This is a genomic window from Corynebacterium sp. CMW7794 (assembly GCF_001563605.1).
Taxonomy (GTDB): Bacteria; Actinomycetota; Actinomycetes; order Mycobacteriales; family Mycobacteriaceae; genus Corynebacterium; species Corynebacterium phoceense.
Genome location: NZ_KQ961759.1, coordinates 1 through 26,062, shown reverse-complemented (window position 1 = coordinate 26,062; position 26,062 = coordinate 1). Strand labels below are relative to the sequence as shown.

Here is a 26,062-nt window from a genome sequence, read left to right as displayed (position 1 = left end):
TCCATAGCCCGAATTGCCACATCTATAGTGGGAACCATGACTGATATTGCTAGCTCCGTCCGCGGCGATCGCGCCCGGATTTTCCAGGACCTGTCCCAACTCGTTGGCTTCGCCTCCGTCCACAATGAGCCTGGCCACGAGCAGGCCAACAAGGACGCCGCAGCGTGGGTTGCCGCCGCGCTTTCCGATGCCGCCTTTAGCGTCGAGTCCATCCCCACCACCGACGGCTCCATCGCCGTCCTGGGCAACCGCCCGGGTGACGAGGGTGCGAAGACCGTGCTGCTCTACTCGCACTACGACGTCGTCCCGGCCGGTGACCCGGCCGCGTGGGAGTCCGATCCCTTCACGTTGACCGAGCGCACGCACGCCGATGGCACGACGCGCTGGTTCGGCCGCGGTGCAGCGGACTGCAAGGGCAACGTCGCCGCGCACCTCGCGGCGTTGCGCGCGGTCGAGGAAGCTGGTGGCACCAAGCTGAACCTGAAGTTCCTCGTCGAGGGCTCTGAGGAGCGCGGTGGCGCCGGTCTTTCCGCGCTCATCGAGGAGCGTCCGGAGCTCTTCGCCGCAGACGCCATCCTCATCGTCGACGCCGGCAACTCCGCCGTGGGCCAGCCCACGCTCACCACATCGCTGCGCGGCGGCGGCCAGGTTCGCGTCAAGGTGACGACGGCCGAGTCCGCCGTCCACTCCGGCCAGTTCGGCGGCGCGGCCCCGGACGCCGTGAAGGCACTCATGCGCACGCTCGACTCGCTCACGGACGAGTACGGCCGCACCGTCATCGACGGCGTGGAGTGCCGCGATACCTGGGACGGCCAGGGCTACCCCGCTGACAACTTCCGTGCTGATGCGCAGCTGCTCGACGGCGTGGCCATCGCCGGCGAGGGCTCCTCCGAAGGCGCCACCGAGACCGAGATCGCCTCCATGCTGTGGTCCCGCCCGGCCGTGAGCGTCATCGGCTTTACCTCCACCCCGGTCTCCGAGGCCGTCAACGCCGTGGCCAATGTCGCCGAGGCCGCGCTCAACCTGCGCGTGCCCGCCCACATGTCCGCCGCGGACACGGAGGCCAAGCTCATCGAGCACCTCAAGAACCACGTGCCGTGGGGCGCCCACATCGAGATCACCTCATGGGACGCCAACCAGGGCTTTGCTACGGACCCCGAACTGCCCGCAGCCCGCGTGTTCGCCGAGGCTTTTTCTGAGGCTTATGGCACAGAGACGACCGCGCAGGGCATGGGCGGCTCTATCCCGCTCACCACCGAGCTACAGGAGAAATACCCCAACGCCGAGATCATCCTCTACGGGGTCGAGGAGCCCAAGGCCGTCATCCACTCCGCGAACGAGTCCGTGGACCCGACCGAGATTGAGGCCGTCGCCATCGCCGAGGCCCTCTTCCTCACCCGCTTCTAGCCGCCCCGCAGCGCGCGTTAGCCACAACGTCCGAATAAGGCCCGGATTTTTCGAGATCTGGAACCTTCGTCGGGGGTTGTGGCTATTTTCGTGCGCACGCCGCGGCGCTGTGCGCAGGGGCTGCAGTCACAACAGCCACATAGACAACAGCATTGCTGTAGTCTTGAAGCGACGTAAAACAAAAGGGAGGCGCGCGTGCTCATTCTGCTGCTCGGACTTTTCTGCACCGCAGCGGCTGCACCGCTTATCATACGCCTCTGCGGACGTGCAGGCTTTGGCCTACTCGCGCTCGTTCCGCTCGCGGGATTCATCTGGGTGCTCCAGCTCTTCGTCGAGAAACGCTTCGCCGCGGGCGCGCTCGAGCAGCGCATCGAATGGATGCCAGCGGCCCACCTCGACATCGAGCTGCGCCTCGACCCGCTGGCCGGGCTGTTCTCGCTCATCATCTTAGGCGTGGGCGCGCTCGTCCTTTTCTATTGCTGGGGCTACTTCACGCCCGCGGACGGCGCGGCGCCCCGGCGGCGTCTCGAGATGTTCGCCTCCCAGATGGTCGCCTTCGCCGCCGCCATGTTCGGCCTCGTCATCTCGGATAACTTCCTGCTCATGTACGTCTTCTGGGAAGTGACCTCGCTGCTGTCCTTCCTGCTCGTGAGCTACTACGGCGAGCGCGCCTCCTCGCGCCGCGCCGCGCAGCAGGCGCTCATGGTCACCACCCTCGGCGGCCTGGCCATGCTCATCGGCATCATCGGCTTCGGCCGCCAATCGGGCGTGTGGACGTTCAGCGGCATCGCAAGCCTTCAGGCCGATATCGCGACGACCCCGTATATCGCCTGGTCCGTGTGCCTCGTCCTCGCCGGTGCTCTGAGCAAATCCGCCATCGCGCCCGCCCACTTCTGGCTGCCCGGCGCGATGGCCGCGCCCACGCCGGTCTCCGCGTATCTCCACTCCGCCGCGATGGTCAAGGCGGGCATCTACTTGGTCGCCCGCCTCTCCCCCGAGGTCCACACCGTCCCGGCTTGGCACATCGTGGTCATCCCGCTCGGTTTGTTCACGATGCTGCTGGGCGGCTGGATGGCGCTCAAGCAGCGCGACTTAAAGCTCGTGCTTGCCTACGGCACGGTCTCCCAGCTGGGATTTATCACCTCCGTCGTCGCCATTGGTTCCCGCGAGGCGCTGCAGGCGGGGCTCGCGCTCACCTTTGCGCACTCGCTGTTTAAGGCCACCCTCTTTATGGTGGTCGGAGCCATCGACCATGCGTCGGGGACAAGGGACATCGGAAAGCTCAGCGGCCTGGGGCAGCGCCAACCGGTCTTGGCACTCATCGCTGGCGTCTCCGCGCTGTCCATGGCGGGCCTGCCGCCACTGCTCGGCTTTGTCGCCAAAGAAGCGACGCTGGAGACGGTTCTCCACGAGGAGCTGCTCACGGGCATGCCGCGCAACATGATGCTCGTCGCGGTCGTGCTCGGCTCCATCCTCACCATGGCGTACGCACTGCGCTTCCTCTGGGGCGCGTTCGCGACCAAGGGAACCGAAGGCCCGAGCACGGCCGTGAAGAAGATGCACCACGTCGGCCCCGCCCTGTGGGTCCCGCCGGCTGTGCTCACGGCGCTCACCATCTTCCTAGGCGCACAGCCGGCACCGCTATCCAATGGGCTCACGCAGCACCTCGACCCGATCTTCGGCGAGGGGTCCGCGCTCAAGCTGTGGCACGGCTGGACGCTACCGCTGGGCATCTCGGCGTTTATCATTGTGGCCGGTTGCCTCATGCACTGGCAGCGGGGACTCGTCGCCGCCGCGCAGTTCGACACCCCGGCGCTAGGCAACGCGGACGACGCATACGATGCCACCCTCGCCCGGCTCCGCCGCGCGTCCTTGCGCATTACGGCGCAGACACAGCGCGGCTCCCTGCAGTACAACCTCACCACGATTTTCGTGTGTCTCATCCTCCTCGTGACGGCAGCCCTCGTGGGCGGCGACCTCACGGATGTGCGCATGCACGTCGCGGATAACCCGTGGCAGGCCATCGCGGCCGTCCTCATGATGGCCGCGGCCATCGCGGCCACGGCCATGCACAACCGCTTGTCCGCCGTGCTGGTCGTGGGCATTTCGGGCTACGCGCTCTCCTTCATCTTTGCGCTTCACGGCGCGCCGGACCTGGCACTCACGCAGCTGCTCGTCGAGACCATCATCGTGGTGCTCTTCATGCTCGTCCTGCGCAAGATGCCCGCCAACGTCGAATGGCGCCAGGGCCCGGAGATGAACCGCCTGCGTGCGTGGCTGTCCGTCGCGGTCGGTCTCACCGTCTCGGTGGCGGGCATGTTCGCCATCAACGCGCGCACGGCCGCGCCGATTTCGGAATACATGCCGAAGCTCGCCAAGGAGATTGGCCACGGCGCGAACACGGTAAACGTGTTGCTCGTGGACATCCGCGCGTGGGATACCTTCGGCGAAGTCACCGTCCTCGTCATCGCGGCGACGGGCGTGGCCTCGCTCATCTACCGCACGCAGTCCTTCACGCGCTCCTCGCGCCGCCCCACGCTGCGTGCAGTGGGCCGCCGCTGGCTGGCCGTGGGCTCCGAGTCGGAGCAACGCCAGAACCGCTCGCTCATGATCGACGTCATCACGCGCCTGCTCTTCCCGTCCATGATGGCGCTTTCGCTCTACTTCTTCTTCGCCGGCCACAACGCGCCCGGCGGCGGTTTTGCGGGCGGCCTCGTGGCCTCGCTCGCGTTCACGCTGCGCTACCTCGCGGGCGGGCGCGAGGAGCTCGAGGAGGCTTTGCCTATCGATGCCGCCCGCCTGCTCGGCGCCGGCCTTCTTACCTCCTCGGTCTCCGTCATCGTGCCGCTGCTTTTGGGCCAGCCCCCGTTGACGACGGCGTATACGAAGCTCGAGGTGCCATTCCTCGGCGCGGTCTCGCTGCCCTCGGCGCTCATCTTCGACGCGGGCGTCTACATCATCGTCGTGGGGCTCACCATGCACATCCTTACCTCGCTTGGCGGCAAGCTCGACGAGGAAGAGGAGGCACGTAAGCAGCGCGCCCGCGACCGCAAGCGCTCGCTCCAACTACAAATGCGCCACCAAGCCGGCCGCAAGCCGACGAACGCGCCGGCACAGGCCACGGCATCCACCGCAACAGCGACGACAAGCACAGGAAAGGAGACATCATGACCGCCAATCTCCTCCTCTTGCTCGCCTCGGGCGTGTCCGTCGCGGCGGGCGTCTACCTGCTACTCGACCGCGCGATGACGAAAATGCTCATGGGCATCCTACTCATTGGCAACGGCGCGAACCTGCTCATGCTCCAGGCAGGCGGCGAGCCGGGGTCCCCGCCCATTACCGGGCGCGAATCCACGCAGTATGGCGAACAGATCGCAGACCCGCTGGCGCAGGGCATGATCCTCACGGCCATCGTCATTTCCATGGCAATGACGGGCTTCATCCTCACGCTGGCCTATCGCCAGTACCGCTACCGCACGGCGGACGTCATCGAGGACGACACGGAAGACGCAGCCATCGCGGCGAGCGTGGGCCGGTCAACCTCGACGATCTCGCCAGACGTCGACGCGTCCTCCGACCCCACGACAGGCAGGGACACGGACAAGGGCGACGCCTTCGGCCCCTCGTCCTTTGAGGAGCCGGTGAAAGGCCCAGAGAAACACCATAAGAAGAAGCCGGAAAGCACCGCGAAGGGAGACAGCGATGGCTGAGCCGCTGCACGGCCTGGCCGAGGTCGTCTACCCGTTCGTGGGTTATCTCATCCCGCTGCCGATCATCATTCCGGCGGTGGCGGCGGCGCTCGCCATGCTCTTCGCCCGCGTGCCGTGGGTACAGCGCACCCTCGCCTTCTTCGCGCTGCTCGCCAGCGCGGGCGTGGCGGCACTGCTCATCGTCATCGCGGATTTCTACGGCATCCAGGCCATCCAGGTCGGCGGATGGGACGCCCCGGTGGGTATCACGCTCGTCGCGGACCGGTTGAGCTCAATCATGCTCTTCACGTCGTCCATCGTGCTCTTCTCCGTCATGTGGTACGCCATCGCGCAGGGCATCCGGGACGGCGACCGCGACTCCCCCGTCGCGGTCTTCTTGCCCACGTACATGCTGCTGTCCATGGGTATTAACGTCTCCTTCCTCGCTGGCGACTTGTTTAACCTCTACGTTGGCTTCGAGATCTTCCTCGTGGCGTCCTACGTGCTGCTCACCCTCGGCGCGTCCCCGGCGCGCGTGCGCGCGGGCGTAGGCTACGTCATGGTGTCGATGACCTCGTCCATGGTCTTCGTCGTGGGCCTCGCGCTCGTCTACGCGGCGGTGGGCACGATGAACATGGCGCAGATCGGCGAGCGCATGAACGACATCCCGGGCGGCACGCAGGCCGCCATCTTCGGCGTGCTTCTCATCGCGTTCGGCATCAAGGCCGCCATAGTGCCGCTCGACGCGTGGCTGCCGGACTCCTACCCCACCGCGCCGGCGCTCGTCACGGCCGTCTTCGCGGGCCTTCTCACCAAGGTCGGCGTGTACGCCATCATTCGCATGCGCACCTCCGTGTTCACAGATGGCACGCTCGACACGCTGCTCATGTGGGTCGCGCTCGCCACGATGGTGGTGGGCATCCTCGGCGCCATGGCGCAGGCTGACATCAAGCGTCTGCTGTCCTTTACGCTGGTGAGCCACATCGGCTACATGATCTTCGGCGTCTCGCTCGGCTCCGCACAGGGCCTGTCCGGCGCCATCTTCTACGCGGTCCACCACATTCTGGTGCAGACGGCGCTCTTCCTCGTTGTCGGCCTTATCGAGCGCCAGGCGGGCACGTCCTCGATGCGCCGGTTGGGCTCGCTCATGTACACCGCGCCGCTTGTCGCGGTCCTCTACTTCATCCCAGCCATCAACCTGGGCGGCATCCCGCCGTTCTCGGGCTTCTTGGGCAAAATCATCCTGCTCCAGGCAGCCGCGAACGACGGCTCGCTGCTCGCGTGGGTGCTCATCGTCGGCGCCGTCGCGACCTCGCTGCTCACGCTCTACGTCATGATGGTCGTCTGGGCCAAGGCCTTCGTCCGCGACCGCGCAGACGCCCCGGATTACCATGAGCCCGCCCAGCCTGCCGATGCCCCCTCCCGCATCCCCTCCGGCATGATCGGCGCCACCACGCTGCTGGTCGCTGCCTCGGTGGCCATTACGGTGCTCGCTGGCCCCATCTCCGGCGTGACCTCGCGCGCGGCGGAGTCAGCGCAGGATGACGGCATCTACCGCTACGCAGTACTCGGCGAGACGTCCGAGAATCCCACGCGCCGTCTCGACCAAAAGGAGCGCTACGCGGAGGGCCACGAGAACGCCGAACGCGGCGCAGACTCTTTGGGCGAGCGCCGCGCCTCACTCAAGGACCCGGCGCCGGGCCTGTCCACGGCCCCGGCGACGGCAACGGCCTCGCCCACGAGCGCCGCTCCCGTTGATGAGGGCTCGGCGGACATTGAAAAGAAGGAGCCGCGATGAGAGCACAGTTGCCGCACCTCAACGAAAAAATTAGTGGCCGACTCAGTGGCGTGCAGCACCGGTTCCGCCCGTGGTTTATCGTGTGGATCCTCGTCATGTGGTGCCTGCTCATGGGCGAGCTCACCGTGGCCAATGTCGTGGGCGGCGTGCTCGTGGGCCTCGCGGTGACCTACCTCCTGCCGCTGCCTGCCATGCCGGTGGGCGGCCTTGACATCTCGTGGGGCCTGCTTGTCCGGTTCATCGGCGTGTGGCTCTGGGATTTTTTGGTGGCTTCGCTCAAGGTGGCGTGGCTGGCCATCCGGCCGGCCGCCCCGCCGCGCACGGCCATCCTCACCGCGCCCATGCGCGTGGACAACGAGTTCGTCCTGGCTCTCGCAGTCTTCCTCTACAACCTCCAGCCGGGTGGGACGGTGACGGATATTGATATCGCCGGACGCATGCTCACCGTCCACATCTTGGAAGCAGACAATGAGCTTGACATCGAGCGGGCTCTGGGGAGCATCGGCAAGCTGGAGCGCGCCATGATTGCCATCTTTGAAAGGAGCGTCTAGATGCCCGACACGCTGTATGACTGGGGCCTCGCGGTGGCCGCGGCGATGATGACGGTGTCCTTCCTCGTGATCGTCTGGCGCATCATTACCGGCCCGAACTCTCTCGACCGGCTCGTGGGCATGGATGGCTTCGTGGCCGCCTTCCAATGCGCGCTCGCCACGTATATCTGCTGGTCACTGGATACGACCGTGGTCAACGCGATGCTCGTCATCGCGCTGCTTGGCTTCATCTCGACCGTCGCCGTCACCCGCTTCCGCAGGAGGGACAACCAATGATCACCGACATCATCTCGCTCGTCCTCGTGCTCGCCGGGTCTTTCTTCGTCCTCGCGGCCGCGCTGGGCACTATACGCTTCCGTGACACGATGGCGCGCGTCCATGCGGTGGCCAAGCCGCAGACCATCGGCTTAGTCCTCGTGCTCCTGGGCGCGTTCATCCGCGTGGTCGGCTCGCCGGAGTTCAGCGTGGCACAGCGCAGCGACTTAGGATTGCTGCTCCTGCTCGGGCTCTTCGCGCTTGCGACGGCGCCGGTCACGGCACAGCGCATCACGCGTGTTGCCCGCCGCGAAGGCCTCTACGATCGTGATGAAAATATGTCCCGAAACGACCGGCCTGCCGGAAAAACGATGCGTCGCCGCTAGGATGTAGCTTCGTGAAGAAAATCAATGGTCTGCCCACTCTTGCCGTGGGGCTTACTGCCCTCGTGGCTTTCATGTTGTACCGCGTGTTCACGTACGAGGGCAACACGCCGCTCGTGTGGCGCGTGCCCATTGACCTCGACATCTACGCCCTCGCGGGCAAGGACCTCCGCGACGGCGGGCTGCTCTACGACGCCGCGTACATTGGCAAGCTGCCGTTTACCTACCCGCCGTTTGCGGGCGTGCTCTTCAAGTGGCTGTCCCTGCTCAACGACAACTGGCTCATCGGCGTGTGGCAGATCGGCACGGGTGTGGCGCTCTTCGCCGTCATCCTGCTCGTGCTGAACAACCGTTCGTATAAGCTCACGCCGCTCACCGTCTACGTGGCCTTCCTGCTCACGCTGGGCACCACGGCCATCGAGCCGGTCATGGGCACGCTCTTCTTCGGCCAAATCAACGTCTTCCTCATGCTGCTGTGCGCGCTCGACCTGCTGCCGCGCCGCTGGCGCCTGCCCGGCGTAGGCATCGGCCTGGCTGCGGGCATCAAGCTCACGCCGGCGTACATGGGCCTCGTTCTGCTCTTCCAGCGCCGCTGGTGGGCGGTCGTGGGCTGCCTCGCGACGTTTATCGCCACGGTCCTCGTGGGCTACTGGATTGTCCCGGACGCCAACGATTTCTGGACGAACGCGGTCTTTAACTCCTCGCGCATCGGCGACCACGTGAACCCGGGCGCGATGGGCTTGCGCTCCGTCCTCGAGCGCCACTTCGGTCTCGCGGGCGGCGTGGGCTGGCTGCTTGCCGTCTTCGTCACGTTCTGCCTCACTCTCGCCGCGAACCTCGTGGCGACGCGCCGCGGCAACCAGGCGCTCGTCTTCGCATTTACCGGCGTCAGCTCGTGCATGGTCTCCCCATTCGCGTGGTTCCACCACTTCGTGTGGGTCGTCCCGCTCGCCGTCGTCATCCTGCTCGGCGCGAACCAGTGGCTAGGCGAGCGCCTACCGGGCTGGGCGGCCGCGCTCGGCTCGATGGTCGCGATGTGCGTGTGCGTCATGCCCTGGATTTCCGCCGCGTTCTGGTTCGACGCGAGCTACCACAACCTCGATGACTGGACGAGCCCGCAGCCGCTCATGTCCCTCCTCTTCCCGTTCGCGGGCGGGGTCTACATGTTCTTCTACGCGGTGAGCGGCTTCTGGACGCTGCGCCGCGGCGGGCGACACGCGCGAGTCTAAGCAGTTTTAAACCAGGGGGTGGCCGGCGGCGAGCTCGTCGCAGGCGAGGTCCACGGCCGGGTTCCACGAGCGCGTCTCCTCGAAGAGGCGGCGCTGGCGCTCGTAGCCGGCGCCGTGCTCAATAATCTCTAGGATGCGGGCGAGTTCCGCGGCGCAGCCGAGCTCGCGGGCGAGCGGCGTAAGCTCCTCGACGAGGTCCGCGAGCTCATCCTTGACCCAGCGCTCGTCCGTCTCGCGCGACGTGATGACGAGGGCGTCCATGCCGTAGCGAGCGCCGCGCCACTTATTCTCGGCAACGTGCCAGGGCTGCAGGGTGGGCAGCGGCTCGCCGGCTTCCCACAGACGGTCGTAGTGGACCACGAGGCAGTGCGTGAGCGCGACGATGGCGGAGAGCTCGCGGAGGTTGGAGGCGGCATCGGAAATGCGGACCTCGACGGTGCCCCACTTGGAGGCCGGGCGGATGTCGAAGTGCATGGAGCCGGTGTGGTTGATGACGCCGGAAATCGACTGGTCGCGCATGTAGGACTGCCACTCGGCCCAGCTACCGAATTGGTAAGGCATGCCGGCGGTGGGCAGCTGCTGGTAGAGCATCGTGCGGTTGGAGGCGTAGCCCGTGTCGAGCCCGTCCCAGCCCGGCGAGCACGCGGAGATGGCGAGCAGGTGCGGGTACGTGGTCATGAGCGCATTGATGATCGGCCACACCTTGTCCTCGTGGCTCACACCGACGTGGACGTGCGTGCCCCACAGCAGCATCTGCTGGCCCCAGTAGCGCGTGCGGTTGATGATCTCCTTGTAGGAGTCCTTGTCCCCCAGCGGGTTCTTCCGGAAATCCGAGAACGGGTGGCCGCCGGAGGCCCACAGGCGCAGGCCGCGTTCCTCGGCGGCCGCGCGGACGAAGGACAGGTCGCGGGCGAGCTCCTCCATCGCCTGCGGCACCGTATCGCAGATGCCGGTGACGAGCTCGACGGTATTTTGGAGGAACTCCTTCTCCAGGTGCACCTCGGGGTGGGCGGTATTGACGGCCGCGATCACCTCCGGCCCGCGCGCGACGAGGTCGCGAGTCTGGGGATCGACAAGCGCGACCTCCCACTCGACGCCAAGCGTCGGTTTGGGGGATCGCGCAAAAATTTCAGCCGGGGTATTCACCCTTAAAATTTAACCCTATTGGTTGACCAACACGATAGTCACCGCGCCCTCAGCCATGGCTTTCTCGGGCAAGGCCTGGATATTCTCCTTCGCGACACCACTGAATTTATCTGCGAGGGTGCGCGCCTGAGCCTCGGCAACCGCGTCGCCGGCCGGGAAGAAGACGGTGGTCTCGGTGAGGATTTCATCCGCGAAGTTGCCCACCTCGCCAAGCTCGTAGCCGGCGTCAGTCACCTGCTTGGACACGTCGGCAGCCAGGCCCTGCACCGTCGAGTTGTTGAGGATGCTCACCTTGCGCTGGCTTGCCGATGCCCCCTCTCCCGCACCGTCTGCCGACACCGCCGCGTCACCTTCTCCGGCTGGGGCCGGGGCGCCAGGCGTGGCCGCGCCGTCCGCGCCGTCCGCGCCGGTCTCGCCCTGGCCCTCGGCTGGGGTGGCGGACTGGCCGTTGGCGGGGGCATCGGAAGGCTGGGCCTGGCCGGGCTGGGGCTGCTGGGCCTGGGGCGACTGGGCGGCCACGGGGGCATCGGCAGCCGTGGGCTCCGGGTTGCCGCCGCGGGTAAAGCTGTAAAGGGCCCAGAGGCCGAGTGCGACGGCGACGGCGATGAGCACCATCGCGAGGCCGCGCAGGGGCAGCCCTGCTGCCGGGGACTTCTCGTTCGTCTCAGGATTCACATTAGTCACATGCGTCACTTTAGCCGTCGGGCTGCTCCGTGGGGCGCGCGGCGCGCCGAAGATCCTCCCTCCGATCCCGCACGCGGCGCAGACGGCCCACGAGCTGCGGCGAATAGGCGAGCGCGTCGGCCGAGTCGAGCAGCCGGTTGAGCCGCTGGTGATAGCGGACGGGCGACATGTCGAAGCGCTCACGGATGGCCGCCTCCTTCGCGCCGACGGCGCGCGGGGCCTGCGCCTCGAAGTCTAAGAGGGCGGCGTCTAGGTCTGACAGCGAGCTCATGCCTAAACTGTAGGCCATGACTATTCGCCCCATCGTAATCCACGGCGATCCCGTGTTGCACCACCCCACCGAGCCGGTGACCGAGCCCATCTCCTCGCCCGAGCTCCAAGAACTCATTGCTGACATGTACGAGACCATGGAGGTCGCCCACGGCGTGGGTCTCGCCGCCAACCAGGTGGGCGTCAACAAGCGTCTGTTTGTCTACCACTGCCCGGACACGGATGGCCCGAACGGCACCGAGCTCGAGGGCGGCGGCATGCGCAAGGGTTGTGTCATCAACCCGGTGCTCGAGACCTCCGAGATCCCCAAGACCATGCCCGCCGACGATGGCTCCGAGGACGAAGGCTGCCTCTCCGTACCCGGCGAAGGCTTCCCCACCGGCCGCGCCGACTGGGCCCGCGTCACCGGCAAGGACGAGCACGGCAACGACATCTCGATTGAGGGCTACGGCTTCTTCGCCCGAATGCTCCAGCACGAGACCGGCCACCTCGACGGCTTCGTCTACACCGACGTGCTTACCGGCCGTTACAAGCGCCAGGCGAAGAAGATCATTAAGTCCAACGGCTGGACCGAACCGGGACTTACCTGGCTGCCCGGCGAAGGCCCGGATCCCTTCGGCCACGACGACTAAGCTCGCCTTCCCATGAGCTACATTTTCCGCTCCGATGCCCCGCGCGTGGGCGAGCGCGTGGTCGTGCGCCGCGACATGGGCGGCGGCATGCATTCCGATGTCATCGGACACGTCGTCTCCCTCGACCCCCTCGTCGTCCGGCCGCAGGCGGTGGGCGGCTACCCGTCCGCGCTCGAAGCCATCACCATTCCGGATGAGCAGATTCAGATCGTGAAGAAGCTCTCCCCGCGCATGGTCCGCAACTCCGACATCCGTGCGGTCGAAGTCGCCACCGCCGCGGCCTTCCCTGGCAAGGAACACACGTGGACCGCGGACGGCCAATGGCTCATGCGCGCCGGCGATGGCGTGACGGAACGCTCCAACTCCGCGACCCCGCTCGGCCCCTCCGCTGGCTTCACCCAGGTGCCACTCGCCGAAATCGAGACCTTCTACACCCGCCACGATTTGCCGCTCATCCTCGAGCTGCCCGAACGCATCGGCAAACCCGCCGAGAAGCTCGTTGCAGGCAACCCCGCATGGACGCTCGGTCCCGAAATCTCCGTCATGGTCCGCTCGCTCGCGGACCTCAGCGACCTGCCCGACCGTCCCGACGAGTGGGAGTTCCACATCGACGACCAACCCGACGACGACTGGCTGGCTCTCTATCACTTCCGCGGCCAAGCCCTGCCGCCGGAAGCGCTCGAATACCTACGCACACGCATCGAGGGCCACATGGGCTTCGGCCGCCTCGTTACCCGCGAGGGCGAGACCGTCGCCATCACGCGCGGTACGCTCACCGATTCCGGCAACGGCACACATTGGCTCGGCTACTCCGCCGTCGAGGTCGCCCCAGCCTGGCGCCGCCGCGGCCTCGCGACACAGCTGGGCATGGACATGCTCCGCTGGGGCCGTGAGCATGGCGCCGAGCGCGCCTACCTCCAAGTCCTCGGGACCAACGAGGCCGGCGTGGGCCTCTACACCAAGCTCGGCTTCATCGAGCAGCACCGCCACCGCTACGCTCACTTCACGGGCGAGCCCGGCACCGACGCCCGCTAGCCCCTGCCGTCCCTCGCCAACCATGTGCGGAGAGGCGCACGAAGCGCCACTACCCCGCCCCGGGCACACGCGAAAGGCGCCGCACGGAGCGGGGTGGGCAGGATTGGACAGGGCAGGGCGCGGGGCCATCGACTAAGCAATTCCCAGGTCGAACAGCCCACCATCTTCCGGCGGCTGGTCCGGCACGTCCGGAGATCCAGGCGGAGAAGTCTGTTCCGGCGAGGCCTCGGGGCGGGCCCGGAGACGTTCGCCCGGCGCACGACTGCGCTTGTGAGTCTCATTAAACTGCAGGTCACCGCCGTCCGGCGGGCGCCAGCCCACGGTTCCGGTGCGCAGGTCGCGCTCGAAGTGACCGAGTCCGCCCGAGCCGTCCCACTTGTCGTTGTTCGTCACGTGGCAGGGGCGGCACGCGATAGTAAGGTTCTCGATATCGGTGCGACCGCCGTTGGCGAAGGCCACGATGTGGTGGATATCGCTCATGACCAGCGGGGTATCGCAACCACGGCCGGAGCACACGAGCTCCGAGGCCGCTAGCGCGAGACGCTGCTCGAGCGTCGCCGTGCGGGTCGAGCGACCCATAGTGAGCGGCACCGGCGTGAGCCCGTCCATGAGGACCGCAAAGTCGGAACCGGCGCCGCCGGCGAGGAGGACCTCGAGCGCGTTGAGCGTGTAGCCCGTGTTCGTCTCGAAGCGGGTGTCCGCGTCAACGTGGCGCAGATCCTCGAGCGTCGTCGCGATGACGAGCGAGCCAATGCCACGAGCCTGGCGCTCGGGTGCCGAAAGATGCCCGCGGATAATGGCAAAGAACTGGTCCGCCATCCGCTGGCGCATGGTGCGCTTATCTTCTTCCGGGGCGACGACGGTGTTAGAGCCGCCGACACGGCCCGGCGCGAGCGCTGCGCGCAGGGCGGCCGCCATCTCCGCGGTGAGGTAGCCGCCGAAGGGCACGCCGCCGTCCGCGTCCTGCTGGCCCAACCAGATCGTGCGGTTCTTCCGCGCCGTGAGGCGGTCGCGACGATCCTCCGGGGTACGGCCGCGACGGTTGGCGTCCTGGACCTTAGCGCGCAGCCACTGGCGCAGATCTTTCTCAGAGCGCTTTCCTGCCTCCTTAAGCGCGAGCGCGTGGAGTTCGGCCTTGGACGGATCGCACGTATCCGAAAGACGCTCGAGCTCCTGGTCGATGACGCGCTGCTTGGACTCGCGCACACGGCGGGCACGCCCACGAGCCTCGGCGCGGGCGGCGGCGTCACGCTCCGCCTGCTCGCGGCGCTTGCGCTCCTCTTCTTCGCGGCGCGCCGCCTCTGCGGGATCCGGCGAGGGTTCCGCAGGTTCGGGCCCGGGGTCAGGAGAGGGAGCATCGAAAAGCAAACGACCCGCATTGAGGCGGGCCGTGGCGGTGGCGTGATCGATATCGAGGACGTGGGTGAGGTAGTCGATGGTGCGGGTGGAACCGACCAGGCGGCCAGCGTCCGCGAGATGTGCGAGCCAGGCAAAGCGTGCGTCGGCGAAGGCCTTCTTGGCCATGGCGCGCTCAAGTTCTTCCATGGGCTGGGAGAGCTCGGCAAATGCCGAAACCTCAACGACTGCCTGCAGCCGCTCCAGCAACGCGTCGATCTGATTGACCAGTTCCTGCGGATTATCCATCTCTACCTCCTCCCACTTACACATTCGATAATATTCACCCACCAAGCAAAGTCAAGCCTTTTTTAGAACAACTTTTCTAACCTTAAAGCCGACAGTGAGACATATTCGATAGCGACCTGGGAGAAGCAAGGTAATCTTTAGGCCATGCGCATCGCCACGTGGAATATCAACTCGGTTCGAGCCCGGACCGAACGCGCCGTCGACCTCCTTCGCAAGCACGACCTCGACGTGCTCTGCCTGCAAGAGACCAAGGTGGCGGACGACAAATTCCCGCGCGCCCCCTTCGAGGAGGCCGGGTACCACGTGAGCGCCCATGGGCTGAACCAGTGGAACGGCGTGGCCATCGTGTCCAAGGACGCGCCGGAGGACGTACACACAAGCTTCCCGCACCAGCCCGGGTTCGCAAAGGACCAGACCAAGCCGCAGAACCTCGAGGCGCGCGCGATAGGGGCGACGATCAGGGGCGTGGAAATCTGGAGCCTCTACGTGCCCAACGGCCGCGAGCTCACGGACCCGCACTACGGCTACAAGCTGGCGTTCTACTACGCCCTGGCGCGCTATGCGGAGGACAAAGCGAAGGGCAAGCTGCTGCTCACTGGCGACTTCAACGTCGCGCCCCGCGACGAGGACGTGTGGGATATCGACTTCTTCAAGGGAAAGACCCACGTATCCGAGCCGGAGCGGGCGGCGTTCGAGATGATCCTCGAGGCCGGAGTGCGAGAGCTCAAACCGAAAGAACGCTACACCTACTTCGACTACAAGTCCGCGCGCTTTGAGCGCAACCAGGGCATGAAGATCGATTTCTTGCTGGCAACGGAGGCGCTGCACGACAAGCGCACGTGGGTGGATCTTGAGGAACGCGCCGGCGAGAAGACCTCGGACCACTGCCCGCTCATCACGGAGCTGGACCTGCCGGACTTCAACGCGGTGCGCTGATGAGCCTCAATATCGATCTGTCGATGTGGCAGTTTGTTCTGCTCATCGTCGATTACACCATCAAGATTCTGGCCGTCGGCTTCGTGCCGGAGGGGCGGCGCCCGTCGAGCTCGACGGCGTGGCTGCTCGCCATTTTGCTGCTGCCCTACATCGGGCTGCCGCTGTTCCTGCTCATGGGCTCGCCATATATCAACCGGCGCCGGCACCGCATCCAAAAAGAAGCCAATGAGATGATCGAGGACGTCCACGCGGGCATGCCGGACCACCCGCACGATGAACTGCCTACGGAAATCGAGTCGCTGCTCAGGCTCAACCGCCGGCTCACCGGGTTCCCCGCCGTGCACGGCCACAACGCGGGCATCCACGCGGACTACGAGGAAGCCATCGCCGCGATGGCCCGCGCTGTCGACCGCGCCGAAAAGTACGTCTACGTCGAGATTTACATCCAATCCTGGGACACCGTCACCGCGCCCTTCTACGAGGCACTGGAGCGCGCTGCAACACGGGGCGTCGAGGTCAAGTTACTCCTCGACCAGATTGGTTCCTACAAGTACAAGGGCTACCGGAAGCTCGGAAAGAAGCTCACGAACGCGGGCATCGACTGGCATCTCACGCTACCCATCTCGCTCATCCGCGGCCGCTTCCGCCGCCCCGACCTGCGCAATCACCGCAAATTCATGGTCGTCGACGGCGAGGTGGGCTTCCTCGGATCGCTCAATATGATCCAGCGCCAGTATCGCACGAAGGACCGCGCGTGGGTCGACTACATGACGGAGCTCACCGGGCCCATCGTCGCCTCGCTGAGCGCCATCTTCGCCGTGGATTGGTACCTCGAATCAGACGACATCATCGAGCCTCAGCTCCCGCCCCACCGCGACACCTCGGCCGAGGACACGAACTACCTGCAGCTCATCCCCTCTGGGCCCGGCTACACCACGGAGCCGAACCTGCGCATGTTCAACTCCGTCATTCACCACGCCAAGCACCGCCTGGTCATGGTGAGCCCCTACTTTGTGCCGGACGAGTCCATGATGGACGCCATCACCACCGCCTGTTACCGCGACGTCGACGTCGAGCTCTACGTCTCCGCCGCCGCGGACCAGTTCATGGTCAACCACGCCCAATCCTCGTACTACCAGGCGCTTCTCGAGGCCGGCGTGCGCATTTTCCAGTTCCCCTACCCCTTCGTCCTGCACTCCAAGTTCCTCGTCGCGGACCCAGGCCACCCCAACCCGCTGTGCATGTTTGGCAGCTCCAACATGGACATGCGTTCCTTCGGCCTCAATTATGAGACCACGTTGCTCGTAGCGCAGGGCAATCTCATCGACCAGTTCGCCCAGCTCAGTGCCAACTACCGGGCCGTCTGCCACGAGCTCACCCTCGACGAGTGGAACAAGCGCGGCTTCGGCCGCCGCTACGTCGACAACGTCATGCGGCTTACCTCAGCGCTGCAATAGCTTTCCGATGCCCCCTAGCCCGCTTCGCGTGCTAGGCGAGACGTAGCCCAAAAACCCGCAGCCGCCGCAATAATCCCGCAGGTCAGGATACCGAAAGCCATCGTATGCGTAGGCTGGGATCCTAAGCCCATAAGCGGCGAGACGATGCCGCCCAACAGCGACTGGACAAAGCCCATGACCGCGGAGATGGAGCCAGCAAGCTCGCGGCGAATGCCCGTGGCCAGCGCCGTCGCGTTGCCCATGATAAACCCCACCGGGGACGTGGCGAGCAGGATGCAGGCAACGATGAGGTACCAGGGGGCATCGGCAAGCGCGGCGACGGTGAGGATGAGGCCTCCGCCAACGCACAGCAGCAGGCCAGCGCGGAGCATGGTCACGGCGCCGAAGCGTGTGACGAGGCGCGAGTTGATGGTGGTCGCGACGAGCATGCCCAACGCGTTGATGGCGAAGAGCAGCGAGTAGTGGGCGGGGCTGAAGCCGTAGACCGTCTGGAGGACGAAGGAGGACGCCGAGATATAGCTAAACAGCGCGCCGAAGCCGAAGGCCATAGCGAGGAGGAAGCCCCACACGAGCGGCATGCGCACGACGGTGAGGTAATTGCCCGCGACCGTGCGCACGAGGCCGCCGGTGCGCTCGGCCTTGCCGCCGGTCTCCGGGACGAGGAGGAACGCGAGGAGGAGCTGGACGGCGTGGAGACCGGTAAGCGTCCAGAAGATGCCGCGCCAGCCCACGGGCTCGGCGAGCAGGCCGCCGATGACCGGTGCGATGGCCGGCGCGATGCCGCCGATGGCCATGAGCACCGAGAACGTCTTCGCCGCCGCGGAGCCGCTGAGCAGGTCTGGCACGACGGAGCGCGCGAGCACGTTGCACGCGCCGCCGCCCAGGCCTTGGAGGATGCGGGCGAGGATGAGCACGCCGATGCCCGGCGCGAGGGCCGCAAGCACGGACGCCACGAGCGCCAGGCCTGCGGACCACAGCAACAGCCGGCGGCGGCCCACGACGTCCGAGACCGGACCGATAAGCAGCTGGCCGAAGGCCATGCCCACGAAGAAGCCGGTGAGCGTGAACTGCGCGACGGCCTGCTCGACGCCGAACTCGCCAGCGATGTGCGGCAGGACGGGCAGGTACATGTCAGTCGCAAAAGGCGCTGTTGCGGACAACAGCGCCAAGGTGAGCATGAGGGGGACGGGAATCATACGTCTCGTTTTACCAAGGCGGCCACGCCGCCCAGCCACAGGATGGCGGCCCAGAGCACGAAGACGACGAGGTACCAGTGCGAGTTATCCGCGAAGACGGACCACGAGCCCGCCGCGTCCGTGAGCCACGAGCGCAGCGCGTTAAACGGCGAGAAGTGCATGAGCTTCTCGCCCACTTTCGGCACGAACTGAATGAGGTTGTCCACTCCCCAGAACAGGATGAGTCCCACGGCAATCGTGCCCGCGGACTGGCGCAGCAGCAGCGCCAGGCCCTGGGCGAAGACGACCATGAGCGCCGTGCCCACCGGGTACGACCACAGCGCGCGCTGCGCGACCGGGTCTGCAAAAATGTTGTCGAAGCCGACGACCTCGTCCGCCATGAGCTGCGCGAGCCCCAGGCACGCGACGATGCCGATGAACATGAGCACCGCAGCGATGACGGCGTAGAGCACAAGCTTCGCCACGGCGACCTGCGCGCGGTGCGAGTTCGCCAGGTACAGCGGCGTGGGAAGGTTGTAGCGGTACTCCGTCGTGATGACCATGATCGCCTGAATCATGAGCACGGACAGGTTGAGCCACAACAGGCCCGAGACCACGATGGACGCGCTCGCCACCGCGGGCGCTCCGTCGAAAAGCGAGGTCAGCCGCGTAGTGAAGAACGCCCACAGCAATGAGAAGACGAAGAACAGGCCGGTCGTCCATCGGAACGACGCCGTCGTGGTGAGCTTCGTGAACTCCGCACGAATCGTATTAACGAGCATGGTGGCCTCCTTGGTTGCCCGCCGGGCGGGACTGATATTGCACGTCGTCGCGCGTGAGCTCCATAAACGCGTCCTCGAGCGAGGCGCGGCGCAGCGAAAGCTCGTCGAGCGCCACGCCCACGCTAAACGCGAGGCGACCGATGCTCTCCGTCGTCTGGTCCGGCACGATAAGCGTCGGGCGGCCTTCTTCGTCCGCGCCGCGCTCGTAGCCGATGCCTTCCGCGCTCAGCGTGCCCGCGAACGCGTCGAGGTGCTCGGCGCGCACGATGACGGACGAGCCCGAGTACTGCTTGACGAAGTCGTACGTGGGCATGTCCGCGATGAGCCGGCCGCGGCCGATGACCACGAGCTGGTCCGCCGTGAGCGCCATCTCCGAGAGCAGGTGCGAGGAAATGAGCACCGAGCGGCCCTCCGCCGCGAGCGCCTTGACGAGCGAGCGCACCCAGCGGATGCCCTCCGGATCGAGACCGTTGACGGGCTCGTCGAGGAGCAGCACCTCCGGGTCGCCGAGCAGCGCCGCCGCCAGGCCCAGGCGCTGGCCCATGCCCAGCGAGAAGCCGCCGGCCTTCTTACCCGCCACGCCGTCGAGGCCCACGATTCCCAGCACCTCGTCCACGCGCGACAGCGGCAGCCCGTTCGACTGCGCCATCCACTTCAAGTGGTTGCGCGCGCTGCGGTTGGGGTGCACGGCCTTCGCGTCGAGCAGCGCGCCCACCTTCGTGAGCGGGTTGCGCAGCTCGCCGTACGGCACGCCATCGATGAGCGCACGCCCGGCCGTCGGCCGGTCGAGCCCCAGAATCATCCGCATGGTCGTCGACTTGCCCGCGCCGTTCGGGCCCAAAAAGCCCGTGACGACGCCCGGTTTGACTTCGAACGTCACGTCATCGACCGCGCGGACCGAACCATATTGCTTGGTCAGCCCTTGAATTTCAATCATGCGGACAACACTACAGCCCCAACTCCGCCACCGCGTCCCGCAGGCCCGGCAACGCCGCCCGGAACGCCGGCAACAAATCCAACTGCTCCACCGCGTCCCCCGCCAACGGCACCCAGCGCAGCTCCTGGGATTCCTCATTCGCCACCACCGGCAGTCGACGCGAAGCCCCCGCGAGCACCGTCGTATACGTCCACCCGTCGCCCTCAAACGGCCCAGCCGTCACGAGCGAGCGGCGCACCGTGACGGACGCGGCGGGGACGCCGCACTCTTCGAAGGTCTCGCGGAGGGCGGCATCGGCAGCAGATTCACCCCGCTCGCGCGCGCCGCCGGGCACGCCCCACGTGTCGCCCTGGTTGGTCCACGCCGCGCGATGCTGGAGCAGGACGTGGCCCTCGGCGACGAGGAAGAGCCCCGCCGCACCATAGAGGCCCCACAGCTTCATGCCATCGGGTCCCGCAGCCCAGCCGTCACCTGAAAATTTTCCGCTCATGTCCGCCATACTAACCGCGCCACCCCACCGCGGCCCGTTATCCTTAAGGAATGACCACGCCCAACGCCGAGCTCGCCGATCAGTGGTTGGATGACGTCACCGAGCCCTCCCAGCCGGTCTTCGACCGTCCCACCCACCGGCTCTACGCGTGGTTTATCGGCCCGGCGCGCCTGGCTCGGCGCCTCCTCAGCTTCCTCGGCACCACGCCCGGCAAGCTCGTGGCGGTCACGCTAGCGCTCACCATCGCCATCGCCGCGGCGGGCATGTCGCTCGCGGCCAGCTCCACGGACCGGCACGCGAACCTCAATACGCTGCTCAGCTCCACTGAGCCCATGAATAACTCGGCGCACAACCTCTATACCTCGCTCTCGCTCGCGGACACGATTGCGACCACCGGCTTCGTCCAGCTGGGCGAGGGCTCCACCGACGACCGCGAGGCGTATAGCGCGGCCATCGACACCGCGACGGTCGCCGCGACAGAATCCGCGCTCGGCTCCGCAACGGATGACACGCGCATTCGCGAACTCATCCTCAACATCCAGCGGCAGCTGCCGGTGTACACGGGCATGGTGGAAACCGCGCGCGCCAACCACCGCGATGGCAACGCCGTCGCCGTCAACTACATGTCCAACGCCTCGACGCTCATGCGCGAGGACATCCTGCCGGACGCCCGCGAGCTCTTTCGCCTCACCAGCGCCAAGGTGACGCAGGAACAAAAGGCGCTCACCCGCCCGCAATGGGTGCCGCTCTCCGGCTTCGTCGCCGCCGTATTCTTCCTCCTCGCCGCGCAGTGGTGGCTGTGGCGGCTCACACGCCGCCGCTTCAACCGCGGCTTCCTCGCCGCGACGGTGCTGCTCTCCGTCGCGTTGGCCTGGGTGAGTATCACCACCATCATGATCTGGGCCGCGGGCTCGCAGCGCTTCGAGGCCGTCGCCGCGCCGTGGGAGCAGCTCACCGCCTCCCAGATTGAGGCCCAGCAAGCGCGCACAACGGAAACGCTCATGCTCGTCTCCCGCCAGGCCACCGTGGACGCGACCGTCGACTTCGACGCCACAGTCCTCGCCGTCCACCAGGCGCTGGACTCCTACGGCGCGGCCGAAGACCTCGGCGCCGGCGACGCCCAGTCCGTCGCCGATGCCCGCGGCGCCCTCAACCAATGGGCCAGCGCGCACAAGGACCTCGTGGCCGATCTCAACGCGGGCCGTTACGACTCCGCCATCACGCTGTCCACCGAGGACGGCGCCGGCAGCTTCAACGACCTCAATGACGCACTCACCCGCCTTATCGCGGACACGCGCGGCGTCCTGCGCTCCTACATCGAATCCGGCCACCAGGCCACGACGGCGCTCGGCGGCTCGGTGGGCTTCCTCACGCTGCTCGGCATCATCTGCGTCTGGCTCGGCATCCGCCCCCGACTCCAGGAGTACCTCTAATGCGCCGCCTCGCCGCCGTCCTCCTCGCCGTCCCGTTGGCCGCCTGTGCGCCCCCGCCTTCCGATGCCCCCTCCCCCGCGCCATCCGCTCCCTCCCGCATCGGCCAGCCGCTGCCGGCCGGCGCCTCGCTCGAGCCCGCGGGCTCACAGCCCGCTCGCACGGACGCGGACGCGAGCACAGATCTGCTGCGCGGCGCGGAAGGCAGCCTGCGCCCGGATGATAAGAAGCCGAAGGAGCGCGTCCCGTCCATCGTGGAGCGCGGCCGACTCATCGTGGGCGTGGACCAGTCGAATAACCTGCTCAGCTACCGCGACGCGCAGTCGGGCGAGCTGCGCGGCTTCGAGGTCTCGCTTGCGCACGAGCTCGCGCGCGATATCTTCGAAGACCCGAACCGCGTGGAGTTCCGCTACGTCACCTCCGCCGAGCGCGCCGCGGCCCTCGAGGACGGCACCGTAGACGTCGTCATCCGTTCCATGACGATTTCGGCGCAGCGCCAGCAGCAGGTCGAGTTCTCCACGCCCTACCTCACGACCCGCACGCGCCTGCTCGTGCCGGCCTCAAGCGCCATCCGCGAGCTTTCCGATGTCGCCGGCCACACCGTCTGCGCCGCCGCCGGCTCCACCTCCATCGACATCATCCGGGCGCAGGCGCCGGAGGCGGACATCCTGGCCACCCGTTCGTGGGGTGACTGCCTCATGGCGCTCCAGCTCGGCCAAGCTGACGCCATCATCACCGACGACGCCCTGCTCTCCGGCATGGCGGCGCAGGATTCCTCGACCATCATCGTGGGCGAGGCGCTCTCCCAGGAGGCCTACGGCGTCGCCGTCGCCCGCGACGCCGCGAAGACTGCGGGGCTTGTGCGCCAGGTCAATTCCACGCTCGAGCGCCTCCGTTCCAACGGCACGTGGTCGAGCCTCTACCAGGAGTGGTTCGGCGACTACCTGCCCGCGCAGTCGCTGCCCGCGCCCGTCTACCGTCCCGAACCCGCGCAGGAGGATCGTGCCCAATGACCGACCGCGACCACCCATCCCACGACGAGCCCCAACCCACCGAGGCCGTTCCCTACGATCCCTTCGCCGACGACACCGCCGCGACTGGCCCCGCGACGCAGGCCGTCGCCTACGACCCCTTCGCGGACGACGAGGACACCGGCACGACCGCCGTCGCCTTCGACCCGTTCGCCGACGACGAAGACGACGCCGGATCCACCGAAGAGGACGCGGCGATTGCTGCGCTCATCGAGTCGATGACCAACCTGCGCCCGGGCGGGGCGGCGGCGAAGGGGGCATCGGCAAGCTCACTCACCCCGAGCGAACGCGACAAGGCACTCATGACCTTCCGCGAGCGGCGCGCCGCGGCGCGCACCGAGCGCGAGGTCGCGGACGGCATGGTGCGCCTGCCCTTCGTCGTGCCCACGGACCCGCACGACGCGCTGCGCGAGCCCGAGGACAACGGGAAGACCCCGCCGCCGCAGCTCGGCCCCGGCGACATGATTGCGGGCCAATACGAAATCCTGGGCGTCATCGCGCACGGCGGCATGGGCTGGATTTACCTGGCGAAAGACCACGTCGTCTCGGAACGCATCGTCGTGTTGAAGGGCATGCAATCCCATAAGAACGCGGACGAGACGGACGCCGCCCGCGCCGAGCGCGAATTCCTCGCGGACATCACGCACCCGGGAATCGTGAAGATTTTTAACTTCGTCGACGACGCACGCGTGCCCGGCGGATTCATCGTCATGGAATACGTGGGCGGCCCCTCCCTGCGTGCTCGCCGCAACCTCCAGGACGGCGGCCTGCTGCCCATCGATATCGCGATCGCGTACATCCTCGAGGTCCTCCCCGCGCTCGACTACCTCCACGCGCGCGGCGTGGTCTACAACGACCTCAAACCCGACAACATCATTGTGACCGAGGACCAGGTCAAGCTCATCGACCTGGGCGCGGTCTCCGGCATCGGCTCCTACGGTTTTATCTACGGCACGAAGGGCTTCCAAGCCCCCGAGGTCGCCACCGCCGGCCCCTCCGTCGCCAGCGATATCTACACGGTCGGCCGCACGCTCGCCGCACTCACGCTGCGCCTGCCGCGCGACGAGAACAACATCTACTTACCCGGCGTTCCCAGCCCCACCGACGAGCCGGTCCTGCGCCACTACCTGTCCTATTACCGCCTGCTCCTCCGCGCGACGCACCCGGATCCCGCGCAGCGTTTTACCGACATCACGGAGCTGCGCACTCAGCTCTACGGCGTGCTGCGCGAAGTCATCGCCGTCCGCGACGGCATCCAGCACCCGGCGCAGCACTCGCTCTTCTCGCCGCAGCGTACAACCTTCGGCACAAAACACCTCGTCTTCCGCACGGACCAGCTCATCGACGGCATCGACCGCACCGTGCGTATTACCTCCCCCGAGGTCGCCTCCGCGCTGCCCACCCCGCTGCTCGACCGCTCCGATATCGGTGCCCCGCTCCTCCAAGGCTATTCCTACACCGAGCCGCAGGAAGCCCTCGAAACCCTGCGCCAGGCCATGCAAACACCCGAGTATAAGACCTCCGTGGAAATCCCCTTCGGCGTCGTGCGCTCGATGATCGACCTCGGCTTCATCGGCCAGGCCCGCGCGTGGCTCGACTCCATCCACGCCACCCACGGCGACAACTGGCGTTTCCACTGGTTCTCCGGCGTCACCGAGCTCCTCCTCGACCGCTATGTCCAGGCGCAGAAGCACTTCTCGCACGTGCTCACCATCCTGCCTGGCGAACCCGCGCCGAAGCTCGCCATCGCCGCCGTCAACGAGCTCATCCTCCAACAGCTCGGCTACCACGAGACCGCCCTGCTCCCCGCCGAGATCGCCCGCGCCGTCTCCGGCCTCCATACCTCGCTCGCGGCGCTGCCCAACGAAACATTCGAGGAGCATCCCGGTATCTGGGAACACATCACCGAAGATCCCACGATGCTCCGCTTCAACTCCTTGCGTCTCTACGCCGTGGTCTGGGCGACGAACCCCACCACCGTCTCCTCCGCCTTCGGCCTCGCGCGCCAACTGCGCACGGAGCACCAAGTCGAGCTCGCCGTCGCCACCCTCGACGCCGTGCCGAACGCCTCGCGCCACCACCGCATGGCGCGCCTCACCACGATCCTGCAGCTCATCATGCAGGGGCTTACCGAGTCCCGCGTGCGCCGCGCCGCCCGCCGCCTCGAGGAAATCCCCACCAACGAGCCGCGCTTCCTGCAAATCAAGGTCGCCGTCATCTCCGCCGGGCTCAACTTCCTGCGCGAGAAGCACCTCGAGCGCGCCGCCTCCCCCAACGACCTCTTCGAGTACGCGTTTACGCAGCGCGGCCTCCAGTACGGTCTCGCCGATACGCTGCGCACCCTCGCGCGCCAGGCGCCGTTCAGCCGGCACCGCTACGCGCTCGTGGACCTCGCCAACCAGGTCCGGCCCATCACGATGTTCTAGCCCACGCCCCCAGCGCGAGCAGCACCGGCACCAGCCGCCACAGCATGTCCGTCGCACTGCTTGCCGATGCCCCCTTCGCCCCCGATGTCGCATCAAAGGTCACCACTGTCTGCCCGTGGGCGCCGGGCTCGCCGACGGTGGCGTGTTCAGTGGCGTTATCGTTGGGGGCCGCGTGAACCCGCCATGAGTTGGGCGGTCGCTCAAAGGGCAGCCGAAAGCGCCGCACCGCCGGCTATATGCCTGGCGTGAACAGCCCAAAGACAGGATGTGTGCGGGGAGTTTAGGCGTTGCGGAATTCCTCCTCCAGCAGTTGCTTTTCTTCTTCCACCCACGCCGGCAATGGTCCTTCTAGCTCCGGCGCGACCGGCGTTCCCGGCGGGTGGTACCAGCCCTTGGGTGGCACCCAGTAAATCGTTCCGCGCCTTCTTAAGAACCCGCGACCATCCACCTCGTTGACGGCGTTGTGATATTGGCACGCAATCGTGAGATTCTCCGGGCTCGTCTCCCCTCCGTTGCGCCAAGCCTCAAGGTGGTGCACCTGGCAATCGTGCGCGCCCTTCGAACAGCCTGGCCACGGGCAGACGGGATTCTCACCCATGGCCATCAATCGCTGCTTTGTCGACGCAAACCGCGAAATCCGATGCAGATTCACCGGCCCGTACACCGGGTGCAACA

Annotated in this window: 25 protein-coding genes; 16 read left to right on the top strand and 9 right to left on the bottom strand. The window is 66.7% G+C overall.

Annotation, left to right across the window (positions count from 1 at the left end; translation table 11 throughout):
* Window positions 1–36 precede the first annotated feature (36 nt).
* From HMPREF3227_RS09170 to HMPREF3227_RS09135, 8 genes are all read left to right on the top strand, one after another.
* A complete protein-coding gene (locus HMPREF3227_RS09170; protein ID WP_066512403.1) occupies window positions 37–1,407 on the top strand; it encodes a dipeptidase in 1,371 nt (456 codons plus the stop codon).
* A gap of 195 nt (window positions 1,408–1,602) precedes the next feature.
* The gene (locus HMPREF3227_RS09165; RefSeq protein ID WP_066512398.1) at window positions 1,603–4,578 is read left to right on the top strand and encodes a Na+/H+ antiporter subunit A; all 2,976 of its coding nucleotides are present in this window, start codon (window positions 1,603–1,605) and stop codon (window positions 4,576–4,578) included.
* Window positions 4,575–5,117 (top strand): Na(+)/H(+) antiporter subunit C, encoded by a 543-nt coding sequence (locus HMPREF3227_RS09160; RefSeq protein ID WP_066512393.1) that lies wholly within the window; start codon window positions 4,575–4,577, stop codon window positions 5,115–5,117. The genes HMPREF3227_RS09165 and HMPREF3227_RS09160 overlap by 4 nt, the downstream gene beginning before the upstream one ends.
* Entirely contained in the window at window positions 5,110–6,894 is a 1,785-nt protein-coding gene (locus HMPREF3227_RS09155) for a Na+/H+ antiporter subunit D (RefSeq protein WP_066512387.1), read from the top strand. The genes HMPREF3227_RS09160 and HMPREF3227_RS09155 overlap by 8 nt, the downstream gene beginning before the upstream one ends.
* Window positions 6,891–7,445: a Na+/H+ antiporter subunit E gene (locus HMPREF3227_RS09150; RefSeq protein ID WP_066492892.1), complete on the top strand. Its 555-nt coding sequence runs from the start codon at window positions 6,891–6,893 to the stop codon at window positions 7,443–7,445. Before HMPREF3227_RS09155 ends, HMPREF3227_RS09150 begins: the two co-directional genes overlap by 4 nt.
* Window positions 7,446–7,721: a monovalent cation/H+ antiporter complex subunit F gene (locus HMPREF3227_RS09145; protein ID WP_066492890.1), complete on the top strand. Its 276-nt coding sequence runs from the start codon at window positions 7,446–7,448 to the stop codon at window positions 7,719–7,721.
* On the top strand, window positions 7,718–8,086 hold the full coding sequence (locus HMPREF3227_RS09140) for a monovalent cation/H(+) antiporter subunit G (protein WP_066492889.1): 369 nt from the start codon (window positions 7,718–7,720) through the stop codon (window positions 8,084–8,086). Before HMPREF3227_RS09145 ends, HMPREF3227_RS09140 begins: the two co-directional genes overlap by 4 nt.
* Window positions 8,087–8,097: 11 nt before the next feature.
* Window positions 8,098–9,312: a glycosyltransferase 87 family protein gene (locus HMPREF3227_RS09135; protein ID WP_066512381.1), complete on the top strand. Its 1,215-nt coding sequence runs from the start codon at window positions 8,098–8,100 to the stop codon at window positions 9,310–9,312.
* 6 nt (window positions 9,313–9,318) lie between these two features.
* Here the strand turns inward: HMPREF3227_RS09135 and HMPREF3227_RS09130 are convergent, their stop codons facing one another.
* From HMPREF3227_RS09130 to HMPREF3227_RS09120, 3 genes are read right to left on the bottom strand one after another with little or no spacing between them, the layout of a single operon-like run.
* Complete coding sequence (locus tag HMPREF3227_RS09130) at window positions 9,319–10,458, bottom strand: glutamate--cysteine ligase (RefSeq protein WP_066512376.1); 1,140 nt, start codon at window positions 10,456–10,458, stop codon at window positions 9,319–9,321.
* Between the two features lie 15 nt (window positions 10,459–10,473).
* On the bottom strand, window positions 10,474–11,142 hold the full coding sequence (locus HMPREF3227_RS09125; RefSeq protein WP_141629094.1) for a LytR C-terminal domain-containing protein: 669 nt from the start codon (window positions 11,140–11,142) through the stop codon (window positions 10,474–10,476).
* 10 nt (window positions 11,143–11,152) lie between these two features.
* Window positions 11,153–11,431, bottom strand: a complete 279-nt coding sequence (locus HMPREF3227_RS09120; RefSeq protein ID WP_181734613.1) for a DUF3263 domain-containing protein — start codon at window positions 11,429–11,431, stop codon at window positions 11,153–11,155.
* Here HMPREF3227_RS09120 and HMPREF3227_RS09115 point away from each other — a divergent pair.
* Both HMPREF3227_RS09115 and HMPREF3227_RS09110 read left to right on the top strand, forming a co-directional pair.
* Window positions 11,430–12,044 (top strand): peptide deformylase, encoded by a 615-nt coding sequence (locus HMPREF3227_RS09115; protein ID WP_066512360.1) that lies wholly within the window; start codon window positions 11,430–11,432, stop codon window positions 12,042–12,044. The two genes, HMPREF3227_RS09120 and HMPREF3227_RS09115, sit on opposite strands and share 2 nt — an antisense overlap.
* A 12-nt stretch (window positions 12,045–12,056) precedes the next feature.
* Entirely contained in the window at window positions 12,057–13,079 is a 1,023-nt protein-coding gene (locus HMPREF3227_RS09110; protein ID WP_066512357.1) for an N-acetylglutamate synthase, CG3035 family, read from the top strand.
* Between the two features lie 132 nt (window positions 13,080–13,211).
* On the opposite strand, the gene HMPREF3227_RS09105 is transcribed toward HMPREF3227_RS09110, so the two are convergent.
* On the bottom strand, window positions 13,212–14,723 hold the full coding sequence (locus HMPREF3227_RS09105) for an HNH endonuclease signature motif containing protein (protein WP_066512352.1): 1,512 nt from the start codon (window positions 14,721–14,723) through the stop codon (window positions 13,212–13,214).
* Between the two features lie 144 nt (window positions 14,724–14,867).
* On the opposite strand from HMPREF3227_RS09105, the gene HMPREF3227_RS09100 reads away from it, so the two are divergent.
* Together HMPREF3227_RS09100 and HMPREF3227_RS09095 are read left to right on the top strand one after the other, a co-directional pair.
* A complete protein-coding gene (locus HMPREF3227_RS09100) occupies window positions 14,868–15,659 on the top strand; it encodes an exodeoxyribonuclease III (protein ID WP_066492875.1) in 792 nt (263 codons plus the stop codon).
* Window positions 15,659–17,116 (top strand): phospholipase D-like domain-containing protein, encoded by a 1,458-nt coding sequence (locus tag HMPREF3227_RS09095; protein ID WP_066512345.1) that lies wholly within the window; start codon window positions 15,659–15,661, stop codon window positions 17,114–17,116. Before HMPREF3227_RS09100 ends, HMPREF3227_RS09095 begins: the two co-directional genes overlap by 1 nt.
* Window positions 17,117–17,130: 14 nt before the next feature.
* On the opposite strand, the gene HMPREF3227_RS09090 is transcribed toward HMPREF3227_RS09095, so the two are convergent.
* Genes HMPREF3227_RS09090 through HMPREF3227_RS09075 form a run of 4 tightly spaced genes read right to left on the bottom strand, consistent with a single transcriptional unit; the run spans window position 17,131 to window position 20,500 of the window.
* A complete protein-coding gene (locus HMPREF3227_RS09090; protein ID WP_066492872.1) occupies window positions 17,131–18,312 on the bottom strand; it encodes a multidrug effflux MFS transporter in 1,182 nt (393 codons plus the stop codon).
* Window positions 18,309–19,073: an ABC transporter permease gene (locus HMPREF3227_RS09085; RefSeq protein ID WP_066492869.1), complete on the bottom strand. Its 765-nt coding sequence runs from the start codon at window positions 19,071–19,073 to the stop codon at window positions 18,309–18,311. Before HMPREF3227_RS09085 ends, HMPREF3227_RS09090 begins: the two co-directional genes overlap by 4 nt.
* Window positions 19,063–20,010 (bottom strand): ABC transporter ATP-binding protein, encoded by a 948-nt coding sequence (locus HMPREF3227_RS09080; protein WP_066492868.1) that lies wholly within the window; start codon window positions 20,008–20,010, stop codon window positions 19,063–19,065. The genes HMPREF3227_RS09085 and HMPREF3227_RS09080 overlap by 11 nt, the downstream gene beginning before the upstream one ends.
* A gap of 10 nt (window positions 20,011–20,020) precedes the next feature.
* Entirely contained in the window at window positions 20,021–20,500 is a 480-nt protein-coding gene (locus HMPREF3227_RS09075; protein ID WP_066492968.1) for an NUDIX domain-containing protein, read from the bottom strand.
* Window positions 20,501–20,550: 50 nt separating this feature from the next.
* Between HMPREF3227_RS09075 and HMPREF3227_RS09070 the strand changes: the two genes are divergently transcribed.
* From HMPREF3227_RS09070 to HMPREF3227_RS13905, 4 genes are read left to right on the top strand one after another with little or no spacing between them, the layout of a single operon-like run.
* On the top strand, window positions 20,551–21,933 hold the full coding sequence (locus tag HMPREF3227_RS09070; protein ID WP_066512342.1) for a hypothetical protein: 1,383 nt from the start codon (window positions 20,551–20,553) through the stop codon (window positions 21,931–21,933).
* Window positions 21,933–22,943 (top strand): glutamate ABC transporter substrate-binding protein, encoded by a 1,011-nt coding sequence (locus tag HMPREF3227_RS09065; RefSeq protein WP_066492865.1) that lies wholly within the window; start codon window positions 21,933–21,935, stop codon window positions 22,941–22,943. Before HMPREF3227_RS09070 ends, HMPREF3227_RS09065 begins: the two co-directional genes overlap by 1 nt.
* Window positions 22,940–25,387: a serine/threonine protein kinase gene (locus HMPREF3227_RS09060; RefSeq protein ID WP_066492861.1), complete on the top strand. Its 2,448-nt coding sequence runs from the start codon at window positions 22,940–22,942 to the stop codon at window positions 25,385–25,387. The genes HMPREF3227_RS09065 and HMPREF3227_RS09060 overlap by 4 nt, the downstream gene beginning before the upstream one ends.
* A gap of 44 nt (window positions 25,388–25,431) precedes the next feature.
* Window positions 25,432–25,563 carry a hypothetical protein gene (locus HMPREF3227_RS13905; RefSeq protein WP_255357139.1) on the top strand — a complete coding sequence of 44 codons (132 nt, stop codon included), beginning with the start codon at window positions 25,432–25,434 and terminating at the stop codon, window positions 25,561–25,563.
* A 104-nt stretch (window positions 25,564–25,667) separates the two neighbouring features.
* On the opposite strand, the gene HMPREF3227_RS09055 is transcribed toward HMPREF3227_RS13905, so the two are convergent.
* Window positions 25,668–26,062: HNH endonuclease signature motif containing protein (locus HMPREF3227_RS09055; protein ID WP_197429523.1), on the bottom strand; the 395-nt coding region annotated here is incomplete at its 5' end.

What these genes read in the sequence shown, in the direction of transcription:
- HMPREF3227_RS09145 (WP_066492890.1), top strand. Translation starts at nt 7,446, where the DNA reads ATGCCCGACACGCTGTATGACTGGGGCCTCGCGGTGGCCGCGGCGATG.
- HMPREF3227_RS09120 (WP_181734613.1), bottom strand. Translation starts at nt 11,431, where the DNA reads ATGGCCTACAGTTTAGGCATGAGCTCGCTGTCAGACCTAGACGCCGCC.
- HMPREF3227_RS09080 (WP_066492868.1), bottom strand. Translation starts at nt 20,010, where the DNA reads ATGATTGAAATTCAAGGGCTGACCAAGCAATATGGTTCGGTCCGCGCG.
- HMPREF3227_RS09070 (WP_066512342.1), top strand. Translation starts at nt 20,551, where the DNA reads ATGACCACGCCCAACGCCGAGCTCGCCGATCAGTGGTTGGATGACGTC.
- HMPREF3227_RS09110 (WP_066512357.1), top strand. Translation starts at nt 12,057, where the DNA reads ATGAGCTACATTTTCCGCTCCGATGCCCCGCGCGTGGGCGAGCGCGTG.
- HMPREF3227_RS09065 (WP_066492865.1), top strand. Translation starts at nt 21,933, where the DNA reads ATGCGCCGCCTCGCCGCCGTCCTCCTCGCCGTCCCGTTGGCCGCCTGT.
- HMPREF3227_RS09085 (WP_066492869.1), bottom strand. Translation starts at nt 19,073, where the DNA reads ATGCTCGTTAATACGATTCGTGCGGAGTTCACGAAGCTCACCACGACG.
- HMPREF3227_RS09060 (WP_066492861.1), top strand. Translation starts at nt 22,940, where the DNA reads ATGACCGACCGCGACCACCCATCCCACGACGAGCCCCAACCCACCGAG.
- HMPREF3227_RS09115 (WP_066512360.1), top strand. Translation starts at nt 11,430, where the DNA reads ATGACTATTCGCCCCATCGTAATCCACGGCGATCCCGTGTTGCACCAC.
- HMPREF3227_RS13905 (WP_255357139.1), top strand. Translation starts at nt 25,432, where the DNA reads ATGTCCGTCGCACTGCTTGCCGATGCCCCCTTCGCCCCCGATGTCGCA.
- HMPREF3227_RS09140 (WP_066492889.1), top strand. Translation starts at nt 7,718, where the DNA reads ATGATCACCGACATCATCTCGCTCGTCCTCGTGCTCGCCGGGTCTTTC.
- HMPREF3227_RS09075 (WP_066492968.1), bottom strand. Translation starts at nt 20,500, where the DNA reads ATGAGCGGAAAATTTTCAGGTGACGGCTGGGCTGCGGGACCCGATGGC.
- HMPREF3227_RS09095 (WP_066512345.1), top strand. Translation starts at nt 15,659, where the DNA reads ATGAGCCTCAATATCGATCTGTCGATGTGGCAGTTTGTTCTGCTCATC.
- HMPREF3227_RS09090 (WP_066492872.1), bottom strand. Translation starts at nt 18,312, where the DNA reads ATGATTCCCGTCCCCCTCATGCTCACCTTGGCGCTGTTGTCCGCAACA.
- HMPREF3227_RS09170 (WP_066512403.1), top strand. Translation starts at nt 37, where the DNA reads ATGACTGATATTGCTAGCTCCGTCCGCGGCGATCGCGCCCGGATTTTC.
- HMPREF3227_RS09155 (WP_066512387.1), top strand. Translation starts at nt 5,110, where the DNA reads ATGGCTGAGCCGCTGCACGGCCTGGCCGAGGTCGTCTACCCGTTCGTG.
- HMPREF3227_RS09105 (WP_066512352.1), bottom strand. Translation starts at nt 14,723, where the DNA reads ATGGATAATCCGCAGGAACTGGTCAATCAGATCGACGCGTTGCTGGAG.
- HMPREF3227_RS09100 (WP_066492875.1), top strand. Translation starts at nt 14,868, where the DNA reads ATGCGCATCGCCACGTGGAATATCAACTCGGTTCGAGCCCGGACCGAA.
- HMPREF3227_RS09150 (WP_066492892.1), top strand. Translation starts at nt 6,891, where the DNA reads ATGAGAGCACAGTTGCCGCACCTCAACGAAAAAATTAGTGGCCGACTC.
- HMPREF3227_RS09160 (WP_066512393.1), top strand. Translation starts at nt 4,575, where the DNA reads ATGACCGCCAATCTCCTCCTCTTGCTCGCCTCGGGCGTGTCCGTCGCG.